The sequence below is a fragment of the Streptomyces sp. CC224B genome, assembly GCF_030010595.1.
Classification (GTDB): domain Bacteria; phylum Actinomycetota; class Actinomycetes; order Streptomycetales; family Streptomycetaceae; genus Streptomyces; species Streptomyces longispororuber.
The window spans coordinates 1-23,110 of the sequence record NZ_JASCXL010000142.1 but is presented as its reverse complement, the minus strand read 5'-3'; the positions used below and the strand labels follow the sequence as shown (position 1 = coordinate 23,110).

The following is a 23,110-nucleotide window of genomic DNA, read 5'->3' as shown; positions in this document are numbered from 1 at the left end:
GGCCAGAAGCGCGTGCGCCGACCACGGATGCCACCGCGTCTACACCGACTCGAAGATCATTGCGGGACAAGCCTTAGGACATGCAGACCCGTCGATCACATTGCGGGTCTACGCGCACTTCATGCCGGAGGCTGACGGCCGCGGCCGACGGGCGACGGGCGATGGATGTGTGGTCCTCTGCTGGCGCCGACCCTGAAAAGATCTCCCCAGATACTCCCCAGACCGTTCAGGGCGGGGCCCAGGCATAGCCGTCGCCCTTCCAGCAGCGATGACCCCCGAGGGCGCTACGTCTCCTGAGGCGCTTCGGCGGACACTGGCGCCGCGGCGACTGAAAGGAATGTCTCCGCAGGTCCGCCGCTCACCCCTTGCCGGCCCCCAGCGTCAGCCCCGCGATGAAGTGACGCTGGAGGAGCAGGAAGACCAGGATCGTGGGCAGGGCCACCAGGATGGAGCCCGCCGCGAGCAGGTTGTGGTCGGTGAAGAACTGGCCGCGGAGGTTGTTGAGGGCGGAGGTGATGGGGAGCTTGTCGGGGTCCGAGAGGAAGACGAGGGCCCAGAGGAAGTCGTTGTAGATCCAGGTGAACTCCAGGGTGGCCAGGGCCGCGAGCGCGGGGCGGCAGAGCGGCAGGGTGATGCGCCAGAACCGCGTCCACACGCCGGCCCCGTCGACCACGGCGGCCTCCAGGACCTCCTGGGGCAGGGTGCGCATGAACTGGGCCAGCACGAAGACGCAGAACCCCAGCTGGAAGCCGATGTTGACCACGACGACCGCCCAGTACGAGTCGTAGAGGGACATCGAGTCGGACATCCACCAGGGGAGGTCGACGCGCAGGAACAGGACGTAGAGCGGGGTCACCAGGACCTGCGGCGGCAGCAGGTTGCCCGCCGTGAAGAACATCAGGAGCGCGAGGCCGCCGCGGACGCGCAGCCGGGAGACCGCGAAGGCGACGAAGGCCGCGAGGAACAGCGTGACGACCACCGCGGGCAGGGTGATGACCAGTGTGTTGAGGAAGTGCCTGCCCATGCCGGAGGACGTGTAGGCCTCGTGGTAGTAGGCGAAGGACAGCTTCTTCGGCCAGGAGAGGTAGCCGTGCCGCGCGGTCTCCTCGTAGGGGCGCAGGCTGGCCTGGACGGCGAGCAGCAGCGGCGCCGCGAACACCAGGCACACCGCCGTGAGGAAGAGGTGGACGCCGTACCGTCCCCGGCGCGGGCGCCGACCACGCACGGGGCGCGCGGGGCGCGCGGGGCTCGGCGTCGGGGCACCGGCCGGGGTGGAGGGTCCTGGTTCGGGGGTCATGTGTCGTGCGCCCCTCTCCACTCGTGGGCCAGGAACGCGACGACGAACACCAGCGAGACGCCGAGCAGGACGACCGCGATGGCCGAGCCGAACCCGATGCGGGCGGCCTCGCCGATGATGTTGTCGGTGATCAGGACGGAGAGCAGTTCCAGGCCGTTGCGGCCCTTGTTCACCGCGTACACGATGTCGAAGGCGCGCAGCGCCTCGATGACCGTGATCACGCCCACGACGACGTTGACGGGGCGCAGGGCGGGCAGGGTGACGTGGAAGAACGTCTGGCGTTCGTTCGCGCCGTCGAGGGCGGCGGCCTCCTTCAGCGCCGGGTCGACGGACTTCAGTCCGGCCAGGTAGAGGATCATCACGTAGCCGGTGTGCCGCCAGCTCGCGGCCAGCATCATCATCCACAGGTTGACGCGGGGGTCGCCGAGCCAGTCCACGGGGTCCCGCTCGTCGCCGATGACCGTGTTCACGACGCCCTGGTCGGTGCCGAGCAGGAGCTGCGCCATGAATCCGACGACGGCGAGCGACAGGACGACGGGCAGGTAGAGCACGGACTGGTAGAAGCGGCTGAAGCGGACGCCCCGGTCGACGAGGACCGCGAGGAGGAGCCCGAAAGGCGTCGCGACGAGCCCGAGGAAGGCGACCCAGAGCAGATTGTGGCGGACGGCGGGCCAGAACGCCGGATAGTCCTGGACCAGGTTCTCGTAGTTGTCACCGCCCACCCAGCGGATGTCCCCGAGCCCGTCCCAGGACGTGAAGGACAGGCCGACCGAGGCCAGCGCGGGCCCCCACACGACGACGACGTCCAGCAGGACGGGAATGCCCAGGAGCACGCCGATGACGGCGGCGTCGCGGCGCCTGAAGCGCCGCGCCGGGCGCCGTCCGGCGCTGCGCGCGGTGTGCTGCGGCACGGGTGCGCCCCTTTCGGCTCAGCTCGCGGAGTCGGAGAAGATGTCGGCCTTCTGCCGTTCGATGCGGTGGCACAGCCCGTCGACGTCCTTGGGGTCGTTGATGAAGTCCTGCAAGGCCTTGATCATGACGGTCTGGGCGAAGTCGGGGCGGGTGTCGCGGTCCATGAACTGCGAGATGTGCCCGGCCCGGGAGACCAGTTCGGCGCACTTCCTCTGGAGGGGGCTGTAGGCGCCGGTGTCGGCCCGGTCGTTGACGGCGACGGTGTTCGGGTCGCCGTCGAGGTAGAGCTCCTCGGCCTCGGCGGTGCCGAGCCAGCGCAGCAGTTCCATGGCGCCCTCCGGATTGCGCGCCTTCTTCGGTACGAGGAAGCCGTCGATGGGGGCTTCCACGGCGTCCCGGCCATGCCGCGGGTCGATCTCGGGGAACGGGAAGAAGTCGATGTCGTCGCGCTCCTCGGGCGGGAACTGCTGGCCCGGGTGCGGCATGCCGAAGACGGCCATGCCGGTCCTCCGGCGCTGGAGTCCCTGGCCCGCCTCCTCCCACGTCCGGCCGAGCGCGCCCTTCTGGTAGTACGGCATGAGTTCGCGCCACACGTCGAAGACCTTCTTGACCCTGCGGTCGGTCCAGGCCTCCTCGCCCGCCATCAGCCGCCGGTGGAAGTCGTACCCGTTGAGCCGCAGGTCGATGTAGTCGAAGGTGCCCATCGCGGGCCAGCCGTCCTTGTCGCAGAAGGCGACCGGCGTGCCGTCGCGGTGCATCGTCCTGGCGAGCGCGATGAACTGGTCCCAGGTCGCCGCCTGCTCGTACCCGCGGTCCTCGAAGAGGCTCCTCCGGTGGAACACCGCCCACGGATAGTAGTAGTACGGCACGAAGTACTGCCTGCCCTCGTGCGTGGACTGGTCCTCGACGGCCGGTGAGAAGCCCTCGAAGCCCTTCCAGAGGTCACCGGTCTCGGCCAGGAGGCCCTTCTCGGCGAAGTACCGCATGCGGTAGCCGGCGAACCACATGAAGACGTCGTCGGGCGATCCGAGCAGATAGCGCGTGATGCTCTGCTGGAACTCGTTGTGCTCGGTGGTGTTGACCTCGACGCGCTTGCCGCCGCGCCGCTCGTACGCGCCGAAGACGGCCGCGAAGGCCTTCTTCGGTACCGCGTCCGACGCGTTGGAACCCACGGTCACGGTGTTCCGGTCGCTGCCGGGGCCCCGGCCGCAGGCCGCGAGCAGGGCGGGGAGCGTGACCGCCCCGACGCCGACGGCCGTGCCGCGCAGCACGCTGCGGCGGGACAGCGGACGGCCCCTCGCACCAGGCGAGGCGTCCTGGCGAGCCGCCCCCGTCGGCCCCATGACCGGCAGCGAGTGCCGTACGCGCTTCTCCATGGGGTCGATCATGGCGGCGGCCCCGCTCTTCGGCGCCGACCTGCGCGCGGTGTCGCCGGAAACCTCCCGGCGCCGCGCCGCCGGCAGGCCCCTCCGCGCCGCCCGCCCCGGCCGAGCGCGGCTGGGCGCCTCAGCCGTGCACGGCCGACTTCAGCCGCGCCGCCGCCGGGTCGGGGAAGGCCCGCAGCGCGGCCGCCGCAGCGCCCACCAGGCCCGCGTCCGTGCCCGTCAGGGCCGGGACGACGGTCAGCCGGCGGACGAAGGACAGCGTGGCGTACTCCCGCAGGGCGCGGCGCAGCGGGGCGAACAGGACGTCCCCGGCCATCGCCACGCCGCCGCCGATCACCGCGATGTCGATCTCGACGAGCGTGGCGGTGGCCGCGATGCCCGCCGCGAGGGCCTGGGCGGCCCGGTCGAAGGACGCCGTGGCGAGCGGGTCGCCCGCGCGGGCCGCACGGGCCACGGCCGCCGCCGAGGTGTCGCCGTCGGGGCCCGGCCGCCAGCCCGCCTCCAGGGCGCGGCGGGCGATGTTCGGGCCGCTCGCGATCCGCTCGACGCAGCCGCGCGCGCCGCAGGGGCAGGGGTCGCCGTCCAGGTCGACACTGATGTGGCCGATGTGACCGGCGTTGCCGGTGGGCCCGGGGTGCAGCAAGCCGCCGAGGACGAGGCCGCCGCCGACGCCGGTGGACACCACCATGCACAGGGCGTTGTCGTGCCCGCGGGCGGCGCCCTGCCAGTGCTCGGCGGCCGTCATCGCCACGCCGTCGCCCACCAGCTCCACGGGCAGGCCCCCGGTGGCGGCACGCACCCGCTCCACCAGGGGGTAGCCGCGCCAGCCGGGGACGTTGACGGGGCTGACCGTGCCCGCCGACGCGTCCACGGGGCCCGCGCTGCCGATGCCGACCGCGCGCGCCCGGCCCCACGCCTCGCCGCGCTCCAGCTCGCCGAGCACGTCCTCGACCGCCCGCATCACGGTGTCGCCGTCCTCGCGCGCGGGCGTCGGCCGCTGGGCGCGCAGGAGGATCCGGCCGCGGCCGTCCACCAGGGCTCCGGCGATCTTGGTACCGCCGATGTCGAGTGCGGCGACGAGGTCCGTGGGCATCACTGTCAGATCTCCTGGTGGAAGGGCAGGCCGGAGAGTTCGAGGGACAGTGTCTCGCGCATCTGACAACGTTGTCCAGGCTCTTCTCGCCCGATACCTCGCGGTGGCTCCGCACGCGAGGTGTCGGCGCCGCGCCCCGCGCGGACGCGGCTGTCCCGGCCCCGTACGCGGCTGCGTCGGCCCCGTACGCGCGCACCGCGGCCGTGCCGGCCTCGTGCGTCCGGGCCACGGCTGTGCCGACCCCCGGCCGAGTACCACGCCCCCTCACCCCCGTATACATAGTGGACGCCAGGTGAGCCCCTGCACGCTGGAAACGTGAACTTTCCTGTACCGACGCGCGTTCACTGCGCAGACTGGGCCCGCACGGCGTGGAGAGCACGCGCGCGGCCGGGCCGGACCGGGCCCGCGCGAGGTGCCTCCAGCGGACCCGAAGGACGACAGACAGGACAGCGCACCGTGGCAGAGACCGCCCGCACCTCCGTCTCCCGGCGACGCCCCCAGGACGGCCCCGGGGACCCCGGGGATCCGAAGAGCCGCTACGGCAACCGCCCGACCATGAAGGACGTCGCCGCGCGGGCGGGCGTGGGGCTCAAGACGGTCTCCCGCGTGGTGAACGGGGAGCCGGGGGTGACGCCCGACACCGAGCGGCGCGTGCAGGAGGCGATCGACGCGCTCGGCTTCCGGCGCAACGACAGCGCCCGGGTGCTGCGCAAGGGCCGCACGGCCAGCATCGGCCTCGTCCTGGAGGACCTCGCCGACCCGTTCTACGGTCCGCTGAGCCGCGCGGTCGAGGAGGTGGCGCGGGCCCACGGGGCCCTGCTCATCAACGGCTCCAGCGCCGAGGACCCGGACCGCGAGCAGGAGCTGGTGCTCGCGCTGTGCGCGCGGCGCGTCGACGGCCTCGTGGTCATCCCGGCGGGCGACGACCACCGCTACCTGGAGCCGGAGATCGCCGCGGGCGTCGCCACGGTGTTCGTGGACCGGCCGCCGGGGCACATCGACGCCGACGTGGTGCTCACCGACAGCTTCGGTGGCGCGCGGGACGGCGTCGCGCACCTCATCGCGCACGGCCACCGCCGCATCGGCTTCATCGGTGACCAGCCGCGCATCCACACCGCCATAGAGCGCCTGCGGGGCTACCGCGCGGCCATGGCGGGCGCCGGCATCGAGGTCGACGAGGCCTGGGTCTCGCTCGGCCCGACGCACCCCGAGCGGGTCGCCCGCGCCGCCGAGGCGATGCTGGCGGGGCCCGACCCGGTCACTGCGATCTTCACCGGCAACAACCGCGTGACGGTCACCGTCGTCCGCGTCCTCGCGGGCCGGCCCCGCCCGGTGGCCCTGGTCGGCTTCGACGACATCGAGCTGGCCGATCTGCTGTCGCCGGGCGTCACGGTCGTCGCCCAGGACGCGGCCCAGCTCGGCCGGACGGCGGCCGAGCGGCTCTTCCGCCAGCTGGACGGCGCCTCGGGCCCGCCCGAGCGGGTGGAGCTGCCGACGCGGCTGATCACCCGGGGCTCGGGGGAACTGCCTCCGGCGGAGTGAGAGGGACGGGGCGGGCCTCGTACGGGGCCCGCCCTGTCTCGGCCCACCGGACAGGACCGCCACCGGTGGAGGCCCTGTCCGGACGGCGGGAGCGGACACCGCCGCCACCCGGGGGCCGCTACTGCCCCGACGGCGTGAGATCGCCCCGGCGCGGCCCCGCGTACGCCTGGAGCCCGGCGAGCGTGAGCCCCGTGAGCCGGGTGACCTCGGCGGTGTCGAGGGCGCCGCAGTCCAGGCCGCGCAGCAGGTACCCGGCGAGGGCCTTGGCGGTGGCGGGCTCGTCAGCGATGTCGCCGCCGGTCCGGTTGGCGTACGCGGCCAGGCGGGCGGCGGCCTGCTCGAAGCCCTCGCGGTAGAAGGCGAAGACGGCGGCGTAGCGCGTGGGCAGGTGGCCCGGGTGCATGTCCCAGCCCTGGTAGTAGGCGCGGGCCAGGGCGCGCCGGGTGAGGCCGTGGTGCAGCCGCCAGGCGTCGTGGACCTTCGCCGTGGGGCCGACGGGCAGCACGTTGGTGGAGCCGTCGGACACGCGCACGCCCGTGCCCGCCGCCGCGACCTGCATGACGGCCTTGGCGTGGTCGGCGGCCGGGTGGTCGCTGGCCTGGTGGGCGGCGGAGACGCCGAGGCAGGCGCTGTAGTCGAAGGTGCCGTAGTGCAGGCCGGTGGCGCGGCCCTCGGCGGCGTCGATCATGCGGGCGACGGTGGCGGTGCCGTCGGCGGCGAGGATGGACTGGCTGGTCTCGATCTGGATCTCGAAGCCGATGCGCCCCGGGGCGAGGCCGCGGGCCTTCTCGAACTCCTCCAGGAGCCGCGCCATCGCGGTAACCTGCTGCGGGTACGTCACCTTCGGCAGCGTCAGGACGAGTCCGTCGGGCAGGCCGCCCGCCTCCATGAGGCCGGACAGGAAGACGTCGAGCGTACGGATGCCCCGGTCACGGACGGCGGCCTCCATGCACTTCATGCGGATGCCCATGTACGGCGCGGCGGTGCCGTGCGCGTACGCGTCGGCGACGAGCCGGGCGGCGCGCGCCGCGTGGGCGTCCTCCTCGGCGTCCGTGCGGCCGCCGTAGCCGTCCTCGAAGTCGACGCGGAGGTCTTCCACGGGCTCGCGCTCCAGCTTGGCCCGCACCCGCGCGTACACCGGCTCCGCGAGGTCGTCGGTGAGCCCGAGGACGGCGGCGAAGGAGGCGGCGTCCGGGGCGTGCTCGTCGAGCGCGGCGAGCGCCCGGTCGCCCCAGGAGCGGATGGTGTCGGCGGCGAACTGCTCGCCGGGGACGTACACGGTGTGGACGGGCTGGCGGGTGCCGGGGTCCCCCGGGTAGCGGCGCGCGAGCTCCGCGTCGACCGGCGCGAGCGAGGCGCTGATGCGCTCGCTGACGGAGCCCGCGAGACTGGTCGCCACCTTTTCCTGCTGACCCATCCGTGCACCCTCCACCTTCGTCGTTGTGCGTCGTCGTTCGTCGTTGTGCTGCGTGGTGTGTCGCCGTTTGCCGTCGTTCATCGTTGTTCGCCGTCGTTCGCCGTGCGGTGTTCCGCGCTCACGGTGTTCCATGGCGGGGACGCGTGCGCGCCCGTGGAGACGAACGACTCGCACTTTTTCCGCTGAACGGAATCAGGAATTCGCATGGTGAAGTTATCCAGGGACCTTCCCCCTGGTCAACACCTTCTCGCGTGCCGGACCCCGGCCGTTCACACGCGCCTCAGATGGCGCCCGCACACTCCGGTGGGCCCGTCGCGCGCCGTCGGAGTCCACCCGTGCCGCCAGTGCCCGCCCCAGCCGCACCACGACGCACCGAAGGAGACCGCGTGCCCACCGACATCCCCGTGACCCGCCGCTCCGGCCTGCGGACCGCCGTGGCCACCGCGACGGCCGTCACGGTCCCGCTGCTCGCCACGGCGCTCGCCGCCCCGCCCGCGTACACGGTGGAGCGGCCCGGCCGCCGCCTGGAGGTCATGACCTTCAACCTGCGCTACGCGAGCGACACGCCGCCGAACTCCTGGCCCGAGCGCCGGCCGGTCACGCGTGAGCTCCTGCGGCGCGCGCGGCCGCACGTCGTCGGCACGCAGGAGGGGCTCTACCACCAGGTGCGGGACATCGCCGAGGACCTCGGACCGCACTACGCCTGGATCGGCACCGGCCGTGCGGGCGGCAGCCGCGACGAGTTCATGGCCGTCTACTTCGACACCCGCCGGCTCACCCCCGTCGCGTACGAGCACTTCTGGCTCTCCGACACCCCGGAGGTGATCGGCTCCAACACGTGGGGCGGCGGCTCGATCCGCATGGTCACCTGGGTGCGCTTCCGCGACCGGCGCACGGAGCGCGAGCTGTACGTGCTCAACACCCACCTGGACAACCACAGCCAGTACGCGCGCACCCGGGCCGCGCACCTGATCTCCGACCGGCTCTCGGCCCTCGACCGCACCCTGCCGAAGATCGTCACCGGTGACTTCAACGTCGCGGCCCACCGCAACACCGTCTACGACACGATGCTGGCCGCGGGCCTGGTGGACACCTGGGACGCGGCCGACGAGCGGAGCAAGCAGTACGCCACGTTCCACGGCTACAAGCCGCTCGTGCCGGACGGCGACCGCATCGACTGGGTCCTGGTGTCGCCGGGCACGCGCGTGCACGCGGCGGCGATCAACACCTTCTCGCTGGACGGGCAGTTCCCGAGCGACCACCTGCCGGTGCAGGCGAGCCTGACGCTGTGAGCCCGCGCCCCGCCGGTGACACGACGAGGCCCCCGGCTCCGCCGCGCGCGGAGACAGGGGCCTCGTCCTGCCGAGGAGTTCAGCCCTTGCGGGACTTGACCTCTTCGGTGAGCTGCGGGACGACCTCGAAGAGGTCGCCGACCACGCCGTAGTCGACCAGGTCGAAGATCGGGGCCTCGGCGTCCTTGTTGATGGCCACGATGGTCTTCGACGTCTGCATGCCGGCCCGGTGCTGGATCGCGCCGGAGATGCCCGAGGCGATGTAGAGCTGGGGCGAGACGGACTTGCCGGTCTGGCCGACCTGGTTGGAGTGCGGGTACCAGCCGGCGTCCACCGCGGCGCGCGAGGCGCCCACGGCCGCGCCCAGCGAGTCGGCGAGCGCCTCGATGACCGCGAAGTTCTCCGCGCCGTTGACGCCGCGGCCGCCGGAGACGACGATCGCGGCCTCGGTCAGCTCCGGGCGGCCGGTCGACTCGCGCGGCGTGCGGGAGGTGACCTTGGTGCCGGTGGCCTGCGCGGAGAAGGACACGGACAGGGTCTCGACCGCGCCCGCGGCCGGGGCGGCCTCCACCGGCGCCGAGTTCGGCTTCACGGTGATGACCGGGGTGCCGCGCGTGATGCGGGACTTGGTGGTGAAGGCGGCGGCGAACACGGACTGCGTGGCCACCGGGCCCTCGTCGCCGGCCTCCAGGTCGACGGCGTCGGTGATGATGCCGGACTCGATGCGCACGGCGAGGCGGGCCGCGATCTCCTTGCCCTCGGCGGACGACGGCACGAGTACGGCGGCCGGGGACACGGCCTCGTACGCGGCCTGCAGCGCGTCCACCTTCGGCACGACCAGGTAGTCGGCGAACTCGGGGGCGTCGGCGGTGAGGACCTTGACCGCGCCGTGCTCGGCGAGCGTGGCGGCGGTGTCGGCGGCACCGGCGCCGAGCGCGACGGCGACGGGCTCGCCGACGCGGCGGGCGAGGGTCAGCAGCTCCAGGGTGGGCTTGCGGACGGCGCCGTCGACGTGGTCGACGTAGACGAGAACTTCAGCCATGGGACTTCTATCTCCTGCGAGTACGAAGAATCGGGCGTGCGGTTGAGGTGATGACCGAAGCTCAGATGAACTTCTGCCCCGCGAGGAACTCCGCGAGCTGCTTGCCGCCCTCGCCCTCGTCCTTGACGATCGTGCCCGCGGTGCGCGCGGGACGCTCGGTGGCGGAGTCGACCTTCGTCCAGGCGCCCTCCAGGCCGACGGCCTCGGCCTCGATGTCCAGGTCGTCCAGGTCCAGGGACTCGACCGGCTTCTTCTTGGCGGCCATGATGCCCTTGAAGGACGGGTAACGCGCCTCGCCGGACTGGTCCGTCACGGACACGACGGCCGGCAGGGACGCCTCCAACTGCTCCGAGGCGGCGTCGCCGTCACGGCGGCCCTTGACCGTGCCGTCCTCGACGGAGACCTCGGAGAGCAGCGTGACCTGCGGGACGCCCAGGCGCTCGGCGAGGATCGCGGGCAGCACGCCCATGGTGCCGTCCGTGGAGGCCATGCCGGCGATGACGAGGTCGTACCCGGTCTTCTCGATGGCCTTGGCGAGCACCAGCGACGTACCCATGACGTCCGTGCCGTGCAGGTCGTCGTCCTCCACGTGCACGGCCTTGTCGGCACCCATGGAAAGGGCCTTGCGCAACGCGTCCTTGGCGTCCTCGGGGCCGACGGTCAGGACCGTGATCTCGGCGTCGTCGTCCGCCGCCTCCTTGATCTGCAGGGCCTGCTCGACCGCGTACTCGTCGAGCTCCGAGAGCAGGCCGTCCACGTCGTCGCGGTCGACGGTCAGGTCCTCGGCGAAGTGCCGGTCGCCGGTGGCGTCGGGCACGTACTTCACACAGACAACGATCCTCAAGCTCACGCCGGCTCTCCTACTGCATCGTCATTACTGGGCTGCTGCCTTTGGCTGCGGTACTGCCTTGTTGCAGGCAGCATAGGCGCCTGAAGCGGCGGATCCCGGTCGGGGCGGCCCCCGTCCCGACCGGAATATTACTCATGAGTACACCCAGTGCATTCCCGCTGAGCAAGCGCTTTGAACTGTGACCTTCGCAACGCTCCGTAATCACCCGCACCACGCGCCATCGGGAACTCTCAGTCGCGCAGCGCGTTGAAGCGCCCCTCGTGGTAGAGCAGCGGGCGGCCCGCCCCCGCGGGGTCCCCGACGACCGCCTCCGCGAGCACCAGGCGGTGGTCCCCCGCGGGCACCCGGGCCACGACGCGGCACACCATCCAGGCGAGGACCCCGTCGAGCACGGGCACGCCCTCGGGTCCGTCGTACCAGCGGGTGGGCGGGGCGAACCGGTCGGCGCCGCTGCGCGCGAACGTCGCGGCGAGCTCCTCCTGGTGCTCGCCGAGTACGTGTACGCCGATGTGCTCGGCCCGCGCCACGGCGGGCCAGCTGGAGGCGCCGGTGCCGATGCCGAACGAGATCATGGGGGGCTCGGCGGAGACCGAGGTGAGCGAGGTGGCGGTGAAGCCGACGGGGCCGTCACCCCGCGCGGTGATCACGGCGACGCCGGCCGCGTGCCGCCGGAAGACGGAGCGCAGCAGGTCGGGCGTGGCGGTCCGGAAGGTACTGAGGCCGGGTGTGGCCGTCATGGAGTTGTCCTTCTGCTGGAGGTACGTGCGGGTCCGTAGCTGCTCAGCGGGACCGACAGCGCGCACTGGCATGACGGGCGAGGTCCACGTGGACGCGCTCGTGAAGAAGGAGCTCCGGTGGCATGGCAGCAGGCTGTCGACACCGGGCCCGTACGGTCAAGGCCTCAGGGACGCGGGAAAGATCACTTCTGCGCCCGCCCCGGCGGGACGGTGCGCTGCTGAAGCCGGGCCTACGCATCCCGTGGCTCCCGTGGCCCCGCCTCATAGGGCCTCCCCCAGCGCGGCGATGACGTTGGCCTTGCGCGGCTGGCCGGCGGCGCGGCGCACCACGCGGCCCTCACGGTCCAGGACCAGGACGGTCGGGGTCCTCTCGACCCCGACCCTCACGGTCCAGGACCAGGACGGTCGGGGTCCTCTCGACCCCGAGGTCGCGGACGAGGCCCAGGGCGCCCTCGGCGTCGATCTCCACATGGGCCACCCCGGGCACCAGGGCGGCGACGTCGGCCAGGATTCTGCGGGTGGCGCGGCAGGGCTGACAGAAGGCGCTGGAGAACTGTACGAGCGTGGCCCGCTCGCCGAGCGGTCCGCCCAGGTCCCCCGCACCGAGCCGTCGCCCGGCCCTGTCTCCAGCCACCGCTGCCACCAGCGTCTCCGCCTTTCTCCGCCGCCCGTGCGGGCGCGCTCCGCCCCCTTCAGGGCATCCCGTTCGTCTTCCCCTCAGCACGCGTCCATGCGCAAAGATTCCGACGTGACGAGAATCTCCCGCCTGGCGGGAACCAGCGCTGGTCAGCGGCTCGTTCTTGGGGCACGATCTGCGAAGCCGTACACCTACGGCTCCGTAACTTGGTTTCCTGCCGGCGGCCCTCTCCTCCGGCAGTGATGAAGGGCCTCCCCACCCATGGCAGAACTTGTGTACCGACCGGTCGTCGGCTTCGCCAAGACCTTCTTCAAGGCACTCGACCTGAAGATCGACTGCAAGGGTTCCGAGAACATCCCGCGCTCGGGCGGCGCGGTCCTCGTCAGCAACCACATCAGCTACCTCGACTTCGTCTTCAACGGCCTGGCGGCGCTGCCGCAGAAGCGCCTGGTGCGCTTCATGGCGAAGGAGTCGGTGTTCCGCCACAAGATCTCCGGCCCGCTGATGCGCGGCATGAAGCACATCCCCGTGGACCGCAAGCAGGGCGAGCAGGCGTACGCCCACGCCCTGGACTCGCTGCGCGCGGGCGAGATCATCGGCGTCTTCCCCGAGGCGACGATCTCGCCGTCGTTCACGCTGAAGGCGTTCAAGACGGGCGCCGCGCGCCTGGCGCAGGAGGCGGGGGTCCCGCTGGTGCCGATGGCGGTGTGGGGCACGCAGCGGATCTGGACGAAGGGCCAGCCCCGCAACTTCAGGCGCCAGCACCTCCCGGTCACCATCCGGGTCGGCGAGCGCGTGGAGGCCCCCAAGGACCAGTACGCGGGCGCGATCACACGGCGGCTGCGCGAGTGCTGCCAGGAGCTCCTGGAGGCCGCCCAGCGCGCCTACCCGGGCCGCCCCAAGGGCCCGGACGACACCTGGTGGCTCCCCGCGCACCTCGGCGGCACGGCCCCGACGGCGGCCGAGGTCCGCGCGGCCGAGGCCCGCTGACCGGGCCCGTCAGCGGGCCACGTCGTGGACGGTGACGCGCGCGCCGGGGCTGGACTTCTCCAGGAGCTCGACGAGCTCCCCGGCCGCCGCGTCGAGGCCCGCGTGCGGCCCCATCCCTTCGAGCAGGAACACCGCGTTCACGGTCTGCTCGGTGAGCCGGGTGCGCGGGCCCTGGCGCCAGTTCCAGCGGCGGCAGGTGACGCCGTCGTCGTCGCACCAGACGACCTCACCCGCGTCGGGGTGCTCGACGGCCGGCTCGCCCCCGGCCGCGGTCACGAAGTCCTCCTCCCCCGTGGCGCGGACGAGCCGCATGCCGCCCTTGACGCGGTCCAGGTCCTCGCCGCCGACGGGGATCAGGTGGGCCACGCTGATCGCGTTGTAGAAGTCGACGAGGGTGTTGATCCGGGGCAGCCCGGCGTCGGACAGCGCCCTCTTGGCCAGCGCCTCGGCGGAGTTGCGGGTGCGCGAGGGCTTGGCGCCGAAGGCCGTGTACGCGGCGCGCCAGTCCACCATGTGCGGGTCCTCGTGCGGGGCGCGGCCGTCGAGGCGGGCGGCCAGCCGCCGCGCCGCGTCGTCGAGCAGGGCGGCCGAGCCCTCGGTGCTGGGGCCGTTGACGAGGTCGTACGCCTCCACGGCGAGGTACGTGAAGCCGGGCGCGAGCGCGCGGACCTCGTCGGACACGGTGAGCGTGAGCGTCATGATCTGCATCTGCCTTGGGTCGCGTACAGGAGAGGCGCCAGAGGCGCCAGAGGTGCAGCATAGAGCACCAAGGAGTTCACTGCACTGGACTTAAGGGGTCGCGGGGGCACACCCGGTCCGACTCGAAGCGGGCAGGCCCGAGGTCACCCCTGAGGCAGCCCCTCCGGCAGCGCCTTCCACAGCTCCGGGCGGTCGCGGGACTCCCGCAGGACCTGGAGCACGGCCGGGTGCGGGGCCGCGAACAGCTCTGGGTAGTCGGTCTCACCGGCCCCGGCGTCCACGGGGAACGCCAGGCGTTCGCCGTCGAGGGAGAACCGCGCGTCCACGCCGGGCTTGTTGCCGCGGGGGTCCTGCCGGTGCCAGGCGCCGTGGAAGCGGACGGCGACGAGGCCGTGCAGGACGAAGCCGCTGCCGTCGTCATGGAGCAGGCGCTGGTAGCAGAGCGCGGTGGGGATGCCCTCGGCGCGCAGCAGCGCCGCCAGCGCGATGGCCTTGGCGTGGCAGATGCCGGTGCGCTGCTCCAGGACGTCGGAGGCGCGCCAGGCCACGCGCATGTCGCCGGCGTCCGCGGAGTGCGGGATGGTGTCGCGGACGTATGTGTATGCGGCTTCGGCGTAGGCGTACGCGTCGTCGGCACCGAGCGCGAGGCGCGTCGCCGTCTCCCGTACGAGCGGATGGGCGTGGTCGATCGCCTCGTCGGCGGCGAGGTAGGCGGAGAGGTCCGCGGTCTTCTGGATCAGTCGCATGAGCGGGGAGCATAAGGAAGCGGCCGACCGGAGGTCAATGGCTTTCCGTTCGGCCGCATACTTATGCAACACGTGTGGTGCGGGAGGAAGCGGTCCTACCGGGCCATTTCTTCCTTCAGCGCGGCCACGAAGGCGTCGACGTCGTCCTCGGTGGTGTCGAAGGAGCACATCCACCGGACGTCGCCCGCCGCCTCGTCCCAGAAGTAGAAGCGGAAGCGCTTCTGCAGGCGCTCGCTGACGTCGTGCGGCAGCCGCGCGAAGACCGCGTTGGCCTGCACCGGGTAGAGGATCTCCACGCCGTGCACCGCGCGGACGCCCTCGGCGAGGCGCTGGGCCATCTCGTTGGCGTGCCGGGCGTTGCGCAGCCACAGGTCCTTGGCGAGCAGCGCCTCGAACTGCACCGACACGAAGCGCATCTTCGAGGCGAGCTGCATGGACAGCTTGCGCAGGTGCTTCATGTGGCGCACGGCGTCGCGGTTCAGGACGACGACGGCCTCGCCGAACAGCGCCCCGTTCTTGGTGCCGCCGAGCGAGAGGATGTCGACGCCGGCGGCGTTCGTCAGGGTCCGCATCGGCACGTCGAGCGAGGCGGCCGCGTTGGCCAGGCGCGCGCCGTCGAGGTGCACCACCATGCCGAGCCCGTGGGCGTGGTCGACGATGGCGCGTATCTCGTCCACGGTGTACACGGTGCCCAGCTCGGTGTTCTGGGCGAGCGAGACGACCTGCGGCATCGCGCGGTGCTCGTCGTCCCAGCCGAAGGCCTGACGGTCGATCAGCTCGGGGGTGAGCTTGCCGTCGGGCGTGGGCACGGTGAGCAGCTTCAGGCCGCCCACGCGCTCGGGGGCGCCGCACTCGTCGACGTTGATGTGCGCGCTCTCGGCGCAGATCACCGCGCCCCAGCGGTCGGTGACCGCCTGCAGGGCGACGACGTTCGCACCGGTGCCGTTGAAGACGGGGAACGCTTCGGCGTCCGCGCCGAAGTGGCCGCGGATGATCTGCTGGAGGTGGTCCGTGTACACGTCCTCGCCGTAGGCGACCTGGTGGCCGCCGTTGGCGAGGGCGAGCGCGGCGAGGATCTCGGGGTGCGCGCCCGCGTAGTTGTCGCTCGCGAAGCCGCGGACGCCGGGGTCGTGGTGACGCCTGGCGTCGGTCTTCGGTGGGTTCACGGCTTCTCGGTCAGCCACAGGCGGTTTCCGTTCACTTCCGATGCGGGCCGCTCCCAGACGCCGGCGATGGCGTCGGCCAGCTCCTTGACGTCGGTGAAGCCCGCGAACTTCGCGCTCGGCCGCTCCGCGCGCATCGCGTCGTGGACCAGCGCCTTCACGATCAGGATGGCAGCCGCGGCGCGCGGTCCGCCCTCGCCCCCCTCCTTGCGGAAGGCGTCGGCGAGCGCCAGCGTCCAGGCCTCGGCGGCGGACTTGGCGGCCGCGTAGGCGGCGTTGCCCGCCGTCGGCCTGGTCGCGCCCGCGGCGCTGATCAGCAGGTAGCGGCCGTTGCCGCCGCGCTGAAGGCCGTCGTGGAAGGCGAGGGACGTGTGCTGCACCGTGCGGATCAGGAGGTTCTGCAGGAAGTCCCAGTCCCCGAGGTCGGTCGCGGTGAAGTTGGCGCTGCCGCGCCAGCCGCCGACGAGGTGCACCAGGCCGTCGACGCGGCCGAACTCCTTCTCCGTGCGGTCGGCCCAGGCGCGGGTCGCGTCCAGGTCGAGCAGGTCGACCGTGTCCCCGGTGACCGTGGCGCCGCCGTGCGCGTACCGCGCCGCGTCCACGGCCTCCGCGAGGCGCGCGGCGTCGGCGTCGGACGCGACGACCGTCGCCCCCGCCTCCGCCAGGCGCAGCAGGGTGGCCCGCCCGGCGGGGCCTGCGGCCCCCGCCACCGCGATCACGGCTCCGTCCAGTGCGGACATGGTCCTCGCCTCCTTGGTGCGGCCGCTCACGCGGCAACCTTCTCGGCGCCGGACTCCGCGGTGATCCCCTTGGTGGAGGCGATCACGTGCTTGAGCTTCTTGGAGAGCGCCTCATAGAACATGCTGAGCGGAAACTCGTCGGGAAGCACCTCGTCGACCAGTTTGCGCGGCGGCAGCGACGTGTCCAGGGCCTCGGGGCCCTTGGCCCAGCGCGAGCCGGGGTGCGGGGCGAGGTACGTCGAGACGAGCTCGTAACCGGCGAACCAGTGCACGAGCTTAGGCCGGTCGATGCCGTCGCGGTAGAGCTTCTCGATCTCGGCGCAGAGCTGGTTGGTGACCTGCGGGGCGCGCTGCCAGTCGATCCGCAGCTTGTTGTCGGTCCAGCGGATCACGTCGTGCTTGTGCAGGTACGCGAAGAGCAACTGGCCGCCGAGGCCGTCGTAGTTGCGTACGCGCTCACCGGTGACGGGGAAGCGGAACATCCGGTCGAACAGCACGGCGTACTGCACGTCACGGGCCTGGGGCACGCCCTCGGCCTCCAGCTTCACGGCCTCCTTGAAGGCGGTGAGGTCGCAGCGCAGCTCCTCCAGGCCGTACATCCAGAACGGCTGCCGCTGCTTGATCATGAAGGGGTCGAAGGGCAGGTCCCCGTGGCTGTGGGTGCGGTCGTGGACCATGTCCCACAGCACGAACGCCTCCTGGCAGCGGGCCTGGTCGTCGACCAGCGCGCGGATGTCGGCGGGCAGGTCCATGCCGAGGATGTCCACGGCGGCCTCGGTGACGCGGCGGAAGCGCGCGGCCTCGCGGTCGCAGAAGATGCCGCCCCAGGTGAAGCGCTCGGGGGCCTCGCGCACGGCGATCGTCTCGGGGAAGAGCACGGCCGAGTTCGTGTCGTACCCGGCGGTGAAGTCCTCGAAGGTGATGCCGCAGAACAGCGGGTTGTCGTAGCGCGTGCGCTCCAGCTCGGCGAGCCACTCGGGCCACACCATGCGCAGGACGACCGCTTCGAAGTTGCGGTCGGGGTTGCCGTTCTGCGTGTACATCGGGAAGACGACGAGGTGCTGGAGGCCGTCCTCGCGCCGGGCCGCCGGCTGGAAGGCGAGCAGCGAGTCGAGGAAGTCCGGCGTCCGGAAGCCGCCCGCGACCCACTTGTGCAGGTCCTTCACCAGCGCCGCGTGGTAGTCGGCGTCGTGCGGCAGCAGGGGGGCCAACTCCTCGACGGCGGCGGCCATCCGCGCCACCGCCCGCTCGGCGTCGGCCGGCGACGGCGCGCCCTCGCGCTCGAAGTCGATGGACCCGTCCTTGGACTGCCAGGGCCGGATCTGCTCGACGGCACCCTTGAGCACCGGCCAGGCCGGGTGGTCCACCACACGCCCGGCACGGGAAGCCTCGGGGCCGTCCACCGTCTGCACAAGAATTTCCGTCATATCTCATCCTCCACGGGAGAACCTCGCGTATGGACACCGTATGTGTGTGAGGTTCTCCGCCACAAGAGGAGATCCGGGAAATCCTCCTGCCCAGGACAGGTTGGACCGCTGTTTTTCCTGTCGATCAGCCCAGGGGGAGTCTGCCCCGACGCGGCCCCCGTACACGGGCCGCGCGCACGCCGCCTACCCCCGTGCCGCCTGTACGCGGTGCCCGTCCACACCCTCGCGCCGCACCGCACCAGGCGCGACAGCCACCCGGCCAGGACTCCGGCACACCCGCCCCGGAATAAGCAGGAACTCCGGCCACCGCTTCACCACTCCGGGGCCGGACTTTCCGCCGGGAAACAGAGAGGAGAGAAAAGGGAAAGCGGTCGGGCCTCGGGTGCCGCACCCCCGGTCACCACCCGAGGGAAAACGCTTCCTCTGGCCCCACCAATCCTGAGCCACCCCGCGTTACCCCAGCTCAGAGCAGGTGGTAGCACCTCGTATACAAGCGCTACGACTCCCAACATTTCACCCGCACAATGGTCCGCCCCGCGCCCGCTTCCGCGTTTTTCAGCCGTGCGGGACACCTCCGCGTCCGTGGCTCGATTCCCCTTCTCCCACCCGTCCCGAAAGGCGACTAGCGTGCCCCGGCGCGGGGGCATTCGAGGAGGGGACAGCGGAATGTTCTATGCCGTGTTCAGGTGCGTCGTCCTGATACCGCTGCTGCGGTGGGTGTTCCGGCCGCGGGTCGAGGGGCTGGGCAACGTCCCGGAGCAGGGGCCGGTCATCGTGGCGGGCAACCACCAGTCGTTCTGCGACCAGTTCCTGCTGGGCGTGACGCTGCGGCGGCGGATCAGCTTCCTCGCGAAGATCGAGTACTTCACGCAGCGGGGCCTCAGGGGACGCCTCGCCGCCGCGTTCTTCCGGGCCATCGGCGCGATCCCGGTGGACCGGTCGGGCAACGGCGCGGGGAAGGCGGCCGTCGAGGCGGGGCTCGGCGTGCTCGGCCGGGGCGGCGTCCTCGGCATCTTCCCGGAGGGCACGCGCTCGCACGACGGACGGCTCTACAAGGGCAAGGTCGGTGTCGCGGCCATGGCGCTGCGCTCCGGGGCGCCCGTCGTCCCGTGCGCGATCATCGGCACCTTCGAGGCGCAGCCCGCGGGCCGCCGGGTGCCGAGCGTCGTGCCGATCACCCTGCGCTTCGGCAGGCCCCTCGACTTCTCCAAGTACGCGGGCATGGCGGACCAGCGGGCCGCGCTGCGGGCCGCCACGGACGAGATCATGTACGCGATCCTGGAGCTCTCCGGCCAGGAGTACGTGGACGTGTACGCGATGGAGGCCAAGGCGCAGGCCGACGCGCGGCGGCAGGCGCACCGCGCCCGCGGGCGCGCGGGTCAACCGCGGATCGACGCGCCCACGCACGGGTGAGGCCGCTCGCGGTCGTGCGGCCTGTGGCGGTAGGACGGGCGGGGTCAGCCGTCACCGCCGCAGGGAGCGCAGAACCGTTGAGCACTCGCGCCGTTCTTGTCGCCGCCGTCATCACCGGGCTGCTCCTGGGCATCGTGGGCACCAGAGCGGACGACTCCCCTCCGCCGCGCGGGAACGGTTCCCTCGCGGAAGCGGGCGATTAGGCTGCGGCCTGCCGCGTGGGCTTCAGCCGGCGCTCCGCGCGGAGCCGAGCCGCCGTCGACGGAAGCGAGTCGATCTTGAACTTCCTCACCATCGGGCATCGCGGTGTCATGGGCGTCGAACCCGAGAACACCCTGCGGTCGTTCGTCGCCGCGCAGGCCGCGGGCCTGGACGTCATCGAACTGGACCTGCACCTCAGCAAGGACGGCGCCCTCGTCGTCATGCACGACGCCGACGTGGGCCGCACCACCGACGGCACCGGCCTGATCGCCGAGAAGACGCTGGCGGAGCTGCGGGAGCTCGACGCGGGCAAGGGCGAGCGCGTCCCCGTCTTCGAGGAGGTCCTGGACGCGGTGCGGGCCCCGCTCCAGGCCGAGATCAAGGACGTGGCCGCCGCCCGCGCCCTCGCCGACGTCCTGCGCGCGCGGGATCTGGTGGGCCGGGTGGAGGTGCTGTCCTTCCATGACGAGGCGATCGCGGAGATCGCCCGGCTCGTCCCCGGGGTGCGGACCGCGCTCGTCGCCAGCCGCTACGGGCCCGAGGTCGTGCGGCGCGCCACGGCCGTCGGCGCCGCCACACTCGTCCTGAACATCCGCCGGCTGACCCTGGAGACCGTCGAGCACGCGCGCACGGCCGGGCTGCGGATCATCGGCTGGGTCGTGAACACCCAGGACGACCTGCGCCTGGTGCGCGCCCTCCAGCTCGACGGGGCGACGACGGACTACCCGGACATCAAACGGACCGGCCGCTTCACCGCCTGAGCGCGTCCCGGCCGGGGCCGGGCGGGTCCGGCGCGCCCACCGCGCGCGCCGCGGCAACGCGCCCGCCCGTCCCGGCGGGTCCCGGCAGATCCCGGTGTCAGCCGATCTCCTTGACCAGGAGCTCGAACTCCAGGTCAGCACGGCGCGGGATGCCGAACCGCTCGTTGCCGTAGGGGAAGGGGCTCGTCCGTCCCGTACGGCGGTAGCCGCGCCGCTCGTACCAGGCGATGAGTTCGGACCGTACGGAGATGACGGTCATGTGCATCTCCCGGGCGCCCCAGGTGGCGTGCGCGGTCCGCTCCGCCTCCGCCATGACCAGCTTGCCGAGGCCCGCGCCCTGGAGGGCCGGGCTGACCGCGAACATCCCGAAGTAGACGTGGTCACCGCGGTGTTCGAGGTGGCAGCAGGCGACGATCCGGCCCTCGCGCTCGACGACGAGCAGCTTGCTGTCCGGCGCGGCGACGACCGCGGCCACGCCCTCGCGGTCGGTGCGCTGCCCCTCCAGGATGTCCGCCTCCGTCGTCCACCCGGCGCGGCTGGCGTCCCCGCGGTACGCCGACTCGACGAGGGCCACCAGCGCGTCCACGTCGGCCTCCACGGCGTCGCGGAAGGTGAGGTCGTGCGTTCGGGGGTGCGGGGCGGTGGCCATGGGCGCGTCTCTCCGATCTGCCGGTGCTGCGGTGCCGTGCGCGCGGAACTCCTGCGCCCCGCACGCACCGCCGAGCGTAACCCGGCACGCGCGGGCACTAAGGTGCGGCCGCATGGTGCACGTACTCAGCAGCAGAGTCCTCCTGCGGCCCACGGACCCCGAGCGCTCCCGGCAGTTCTACGGCACGGACCTCGGTCTCGCCGTGTACCGGGAGTTCGGCACGGGCCCGGAGCGGGGCACGGTCTACTTCCTCGGCGGCGGCTTCCTGGAGGTGTCCGGGCGCTCGGCGCAGCCGCCGTCGCCCGCGCTCCAGCTCTGGATGCAGGTCGCGGACGTGGCCGCCGCCCACGAGGAGCTGGCCGCGCGCGGCGTCGACGTCCTCAGGCCGCCCGTCAAGGAGCCGTGGGGCCTGGTCGAGATGTGGATCGCGGACCCGGACGGGGTCCGCATCGCGGTGGTGGAGGTACCGGAGGACCATCCGCTGCGGTACCGCCCGTAGGGCCTGGCGGCCGTCACCCGCGCGGGGCCCCGAGCCGCCCCTCCAACTGGCCGAGCAACTCGCCGAGGAGCGCGCTCAGGTGCCGCCGGCCGTCGTCGGCGAGCCCGGCGAGGACCGTCGTCTCGTACGCCAGTTGCGCGGGCAGGATCGCGTCGACGAGGTCGCGGCCCGCGTCGGTGAGGCGGACGTGGGTGACGCGGCGGTCGCGGGTGTCGGGGCGGCGGTCGATCAGGGCGCGCTCCTGGAGCTGCTTGAGGCGCTTGGTGACGGCCGCGCCCGAGGAGAAGGTCTCGCGGGCCAGCTCCCCGGGGGTCAGCTCGTGGCCGGTGCGGCGCAGGGCGCCCAGGAGGTCGAACTCGGGGCGGGTCAGGCCCGCCCGGCGCAGCGGGGCGTCCTCGGCCTGCTGGAGGAGCGCGGCGCAGCGGTTGATGCGGCCGATGATCTCCATCGGCGCGGTGTCGACGCCGGGGTGCACCTGCTGCCACTGCCGGACCACCGCGGCCATCGTGTCGTCCGTCGCCCCGCGGCCGTACCCACTGGTCATCCCCGCGCCCACTCCTCGTGCTCGTACCGGTGCGCTCGTACCGGTGTGGTCATGCCGATGTGCTCGTACCGGCGTGTGCGCACCGGCTGCTCATACGGGCGGCGTCAGGGCCGCGCGCCCTCGGCGGACCGCGTCGTGCCGCGGACCGTAGCCGCGAGCGTACGGTGTCCGGCCTGCTCGGCGTCGGCCACCCGGCGGCCGGGGAGCTCGCGCTGCCACCACTCGCCGGCCGCGGTGTCGTGGGCGGCGCGCAGCGCGACGAGGCTGGCGGTGAGGCGGCGGCGGGCGCGGGACAGCTCCGGGGCGGGCCCGGACAGGGCCCGTTCGGCGTGGGCGCGGGCGCGCTCGGCGGCGGCGAGGGCGTGCTCGATGTGGTCGGCGGCGCGCCGGTTGGTGACGGCGACGGCCGCGGCCAGGCCGCACAGCGCGCCGATGAGCGTGTCCACGACGCGGTCGGCGATCAGCGCCCCGGGGTCCTGGAACCGCCCGAACTCGGTGACGAGCAGGGCCATCGGCGTCACGCAGACGCTGCCCAGCCAGTAGTTGCGGGAGATCAGGGCCTCGGCGCCGAAAGCGCAGAGCAGGCCGCAGCCGATGAGCGCGGCGTGGTTGAGGTGCGCCAGCGGCGCGAGCGCGGCGAAGGCGGCCACGCCCAGGACGTTGCCGACGACGCGCTGCACGCCGCGGCTCCAGGTCAGCGTCACGTTGGCCTGGTACAGGGACGCGGCGGTGACCAGCGCCCAGTAGGGGCGGCCGACGCCGAGCGCGAGCGCCGCGTACCCGGCGAGGGCGCAGCCGACGGCGGTGCGCAGCGCGATCGGCAGGTGGGGCGAGCCGGGCGCGAACCGCCGCCACAGCGGGACCGCCGCCTCGGCCGCCTCGGCCCGTTCGAGGGGCGGGTGCAGCGGCGCAGGCCCGGCACTCGGGACGGCACCGGCGCCGCGCAGCGCGTCAGCCAGGCGGCGCAGGCGCGCGGCGTCGGCGGCGCCGGGGGCGGCGAGGGCCTCCTCGGCAGTCGCGGCGAGGTGGTGCAGGGCGGCGCGGGCCGGGTCGGTGCAGATCGGAAGCACACGT

General features: G+C 72.7%; 23 protein-coding genes and 1 pseudogene. 7 read left to right on the top strand and 17 right to left on the bottom strand.

Features of this window, described 5'->3' with window-relative positions:
- Positions 1-358 precede the first annotated feature (358 nt).
- The 4 genes from QK440_RS36345 to QK440_RS36330 form a co-directional block, all read right to left on the bottom strand.
- Positions 359-1,297: a carbohydrate ABC transporter permease gene (locus QK440_RS36345; protein ID WP_282797533.1), complete on the bottom strand. Its 939-nt coding sequence runs from the start codon at positions 1,295-1,297 to the stop codon at positions 359-361.
- Positions 1,294-2,208 (bottom strand): sugar ABC transporter permease, encoded by a 915-nt coding sequence (locus tag QK440_RS36340; protein ID WP_282797532.1) that lies wholly within the window; start codon positions 2,206-2,208, stop codon positions 1,294-1,296. The genes QK440_RS36345 and QK440_RS36340 overlap by 4 nt, the downstream gene beginning before the upstream one ends.
- 18 nt (positions 2,209-2,226) lie before the next feature.
- Entirely contained in the window at positions 2,227-3,495 is a 1,269-nt protein-coding gene (locus QK440_RS36335; protein WP_282797536.1) for an ABC transporter substrate-binding protein, read from the bottom strand.
- A gap of 220 nt (positions 3,496-3,715) precedes the next feature.
- On the bottom strand, positions 3,716-4,687 hold the full coding sequence (locus QK440_RS36330) for an ROK family protein (RefSeq protein ID WP_282797531.1): 972 nt from the start codon (positions 4,685-4,687) through the stop codon (positions 3,716-3,718).
- A gap of 555 nt (positions 4,688-5,242) precedes the next feature.
- Between QK440_RS36330 and QK440_RS36325 the strand changes: the two genes are divergently transcribed.
- Complete coding sequence (locus QK440_RS36325; protein WP_282797535.1) at positions 5,243-6,229, top strand: LacI family DNA-binding transcriptional regulator; 987 nt, start codon at positions 5,243-5,245, stop codon at positions 6,227-6,229.
- A gap of 118 nt (positions 6,230-6,347) precedes the next feature.
- Here the strand turns inward: QK440_RS36325 and QK440_RS36320 are convergent, their stop codons facing one another.
- On the bottom strand, positions 6,348-7,646 hold the full coding sequence (locus QK440_RS36320; RefSeq protein ID WP_282797530.1) for an aldolase/citrate lyase family protein: 1,299 nt from the start codon (positions 7,644-7,646) through the stop codon (positions 6,348-6,350).
- 386 nt (positions 7,647-8,032) lie between these two features.
- Between QK440_RS36320 and QK440_RS36315 the strand changes: the two genes are divergently transcribed.
- A complete protein-coding gene (locus QK440_RS36315) occupies positions 8,033-8,938 on the top strand; it encodes an endonuclease/exonuclease/phosphatase family protein (RefSeq protein ID WP_282797529.1) in 906 nt (301 codons plus the stop codon).
- Between the two features lie 79 nt (positions 8,939-9,017).
- On the opposite strand, the gene QK440_RS36310 is transcribed toward QK440_RS36315, so the two are convergent.
- The 4 genes and pseudogenes from QK440_RS36310 to QK440_RS36295 all read right to left on the bottom strand — a co-directional run bounded on the left by QK440_RS36310 (position 9,018) and on the right by QK440_RS36295 (position 12,201).
- On the bottom strand, positions 9,018-9,980 hold the full coding sequence (locus tag QK440_RS36310; protein WP_282797528.1) for an electron transfer flavoprotein subunit alpha/FixB family protein: 963 nt from the start codon (positions 9,978-9,980) through the stop codon (positions 9,018-9,020).
- Between the two features lie 61 nt (positions 9,981-10,041).
- The gene (locus tag QK440_RS36305; RefSeq protein ID WP_282797527.1) at positions 10,042-10,830 is read right to left on the bottom strand and encodes an electron transfer flavoprotein subunit beta/FixA family protein; all 789 of its coding nucleotides are present in this window, start codon (positions 10,828-10,830) and stop codon (positions 10,042-10,044) included.
- A gap of 230 nt (positions 10,831-11,060) precedes the next feature.
- Positions 11,061-11,567, bottom strand: coding sequence for a flavin reductase family protein (locus tag QK440_RS36300; RefSeq protein WP_282797526.1), 507 nt, complete (start codon positions 11,565-11,567; stop codon positions 11,061-11,063).
- Between the two features lie 261 nt (positions 11,568-11,828).
- Positions 11,829-12,201, bottom strand: a pseudogene (locus QK440_RS36295) (thioredoxin family protein).
- Positions 12,202-12,465: 264 nt separating this feature from the next.
- On the opposite strand from QK440_RS36295, the gene QK440_RS36290 reads away from it, so the two are divergent.
- The gene (locus tag QK440_RS36290) at positions 12,466-13,194 is read left to right on the top strand and encodes a lysophospholipid acyltransferase family protein (RefSeq protein WP_282797525.1); all 729 of its coding nucleotides are present in this window, start codon (positions 12,466-12,468) and stop codon (positions 13,192-13,194) included.
- A gap of 9 nt (positions 13,195-13,203) precedes the next feature.
- Here QK440_RS36290 and QK440_RS36285 read toward each other — a convergent pair whose 3' ends face one another.
- The 5 genes from QK440_RS36285 to QK440_RS36265 form a co-directional block, all read right to left on the bottom strand.
- The gene (locus tag QK440_RS36285) at positions 13,204-13,893 is read right to left on the bottom strand and encodes a phenylalanine--tRNA ligase beta subunit-related protein (RefSeq protein WP_282797534.1); all 690 of its coding nucleotides are present in this window, start codon (positions 13,891-13,893) and stop codon (positions 13,204-13,206) included.
- A gap of 143 nt (positions 13,894-14,036) precedes the next feature.
- On the bottom strand, positions 14,037-14,639 hold the full coding sequence (locus tag QK440_RS36280; protein ID WP_282797524.1) for a transglutaminase domain-containing protein: 603 nt from the start codon (positions 14,637-14,639) through the stop codon (positions 14,037-14,039).
- Positions 14,640-14,734: 95 nt separating this feature from the next.
- Positions 14,735-15,805, bottom strand: coding sequence for a low specificity L-threonine aldolase (locus QK440_RS36275; RefSeq protein ID WP_282797523.1), 1,071 nt, complete (start codon positions 15,803-15,805; stop codon positions 14,735-14,737).
- Positions 15,802-16,542 (bottom strand): SDR family oxidoreductase, encoded by a 741-nt coding sequence (locus tag QK440_RS36270; RefSeq protein WP_282797522.1) that lies wholly within the window; start codon positions 16,540-16,542, stop codon positions 15,802-15,804. The genes QK440_RS36275 and QK440_RS36270 overlap by 4 nt, the downstream gene beginning before the upstream one ends.
- 26 nt (positions 16,543-16,568) lie before the next feature.
- Entirely contained in the window at positions 16,569-17,969 is a 1,401-nt protein-coding gene (locus QK440_RS36265; protein WP_282797521.1) for a DUF6421 family protein, read from the bottom strand.
- Positions 17,970-18,635: 666 nt separating this feature from the next.
- Here QK440_RS36265 and QK440_RS36260 point away from each other — a divergent pair.
- The 3 genes from QK440_RS36260 (at position 18,636) to QK440_RS36250 (ending at position 20,344) form a co-directional block, all read left to right on the top strand.
- Positions 18,636-19,382 carry a lysophospholipid acyltransferase family protein gene (locus QK440_RS36260; protein WP_282797520.1) on the top strand — a complete coding sequence of 249 codons (747 nt, stop codon included), beginning with the start codon at positions 18,636-18,638 and terminating at the stop codon, positions 19,380-19,382.
- 77 nt (positions 19,383-19,459) lie between these two features.
- Positions 19,460-19,585: a hypothetical protein gene (locus QK440_RS36255; protein ID WP_282797519.1), complete on the top strand. Its 126-nt coding sequence runs from the start codon at positions 19,460-19,462 to the stop codon at positions 19,583-19,585.
- Between the two features lie 75 nt (positions 19,586-19,660).
- Entirely contained in the window at positions 19,661-20,344 is a 684-nt protein-coding gene (locus tag QK440_RS36250) for a glycerophosphodiester phosphodiesterase family protein (RefSeq protein WP_282797518.1), read from the top strand.
- Between the two features lie 97 nt (positions 20,345-20,441).
- Here QK440_RS36250 and QK440_RS36245 read toward each other — a convergent pair whose 3' ends face one another.
- A complete protein-coding gene (locus QK440_RS36245) occupies positions 20,442-20,993 on the bottom strand; it encodes a GNAT family N-acetyltransferase (RefSeq protein ID WP_282797517.1) in 552 nt (183 codons plus the stop codon).
- Between the two features lie 112 nt (positions 20,994-21,105).
- Here QK440_RS36245 and QK440_RS36240 point away from each other — a divergent pair, with 112 nt between their 5' ends.
- The gene (locus QK440_RS36240) at positions 21,106-21,492 is read left to right on the top strand and encodes a VOC family protein (protein WP_282797516.1); all 387 of its coding nucleotides are present in this window, start codon (positions 21,106-21,108) and stop codon (positions 21,490-21,492) included.
- Between the two features lie 13 nt (positions 21,493-21,505).
- Here the strand turns inward: QK440_RS36240 and QK440_RS36235 are convergent, their stop codons facing one another.
- Entirely contained in the window at positions 21,506-22,036 is a 531-nt protein-coding gene (locus QK440_RS36235; RefSeq protein ID WP_282797515.1) for a MarR family transcriptional regulator, read from the bottom strand.
- A gap of 104 nt (positions 22,037-22,140) precedes the next feature.
- Positions 22,141-23,110, bottom strand: a 970-nt coding sequence (locus QK440_RS36230; RefSeq protein WP_282797514.1) for an FUSC family protein, incomplete at its 5' end; no start/stop codon positions are given.

Bases quoted from the DNA above. Each gene is read 5' to 3' on its own strand.
- QK440_RS36330 (WP_282797531.1), bottom strand. From the start codon at position 4,687: ATGCCCACGGACCTCGTCGCCGCACTCGACATCGGCGGTACCAAGATC.
- QK440_RS36245 (WP_282797517.1), bottom strand. From the start codon at position 20,993: ATGGCCACCGCCCCGCACCCCCGAACGCACGACCTCACCTTCCGCGAC.
- QK440_RS36240 (WP_282797516.1), top strand. From the start codon at position 21,106: ATGGTGCACGTACTCAGCAGCAGAGTCCTCCTGCGGCCCACGGACCCC.
- QK440_RS36280 (WP_282797524.1), bottom strand. From the start codon at position 14,639: ATGCGACTGATCCAGAAGACCGCGGACCTCTCCGCCTACCTCGCCGCC.
- QK440_RS36260 (WP_282797520.1), top strand. From the start codon at position 18,636: ATGTTCTATGCCGTGTTCAGGTGCGTCGTCCTGATACCGCTGCTGCGG.
- QK440_RS36345 (WP_282797533.1), bottom strand. From the start codon at position 1,297: ATGACCCCCGAACCAGGACCCTCCACCCCGGCCGGTGCCCCGACGCCG.
- QK440_RS36320 (WP_282797530.1), bottom strand. From the start codon at position 7,646: ATGGGTCAGCAGGAAAAGGTGGCGACCAGTCTCGCGGGCTCCGTCAGC.
- QK440_RS36310 (WP_282797528.1), bottom strand. From the start codon at position 9,980: ATGGCTGAAGTTCTCGTCTACGTCGACCACGTCGACGGCGCCGTCCGC.
- QK440_RS36265 (WP_282797521.1), bottom strand. From the start codon at position 17,969: ATGACGGAAATTCTTGTGCAGACGGTGGACGGCCCCGAGGCTTCCCGT.
- QK440_RS36325 (WP_282797535.1), top strand. From the start codon at position 5,243: ATGAAGGACGTCGCCGCGCGGGCGGGCGTGGGGCTCAAGACGGTCTCC.
- QK440_RS36285 (WP_282797534.1), bottom strand. From the start codon at position 13,893: ATGACGCTCACGCTCACCGTGTCCGACGAGGTCCGCGCGCTCGCGCCC.
- QK440_RS36300 (WP_282797526.1), bottom strand. From the start codon at position 11,567: ATGACGGCCACACCCGGCCTCAGTACCTTCCGGACCGCCACGCCCGAC.
- QK440_RS36290 (WP_282797525.1), top strand. From the start codon at position 12,466: ATGGCAGAACTTGTGTACCGACCGGTCGTCGGCTTCGCCAAGACCTTC.
- QK440_RS36270 (WP_282797522.1), bottom strand. From the start codon at position 16,542: ATGTCCGCACTGGACGGAGCCGTGATCGCGGTGGCGGGGGCCGCAGGC.
- QK440_RS36235 (WP_282797515.1), bottom strand. From the start codon at position 22,036: ATGACCAGTGGGTACGGCCGCGGGGCGACGGACGACACGATGGCCGCG.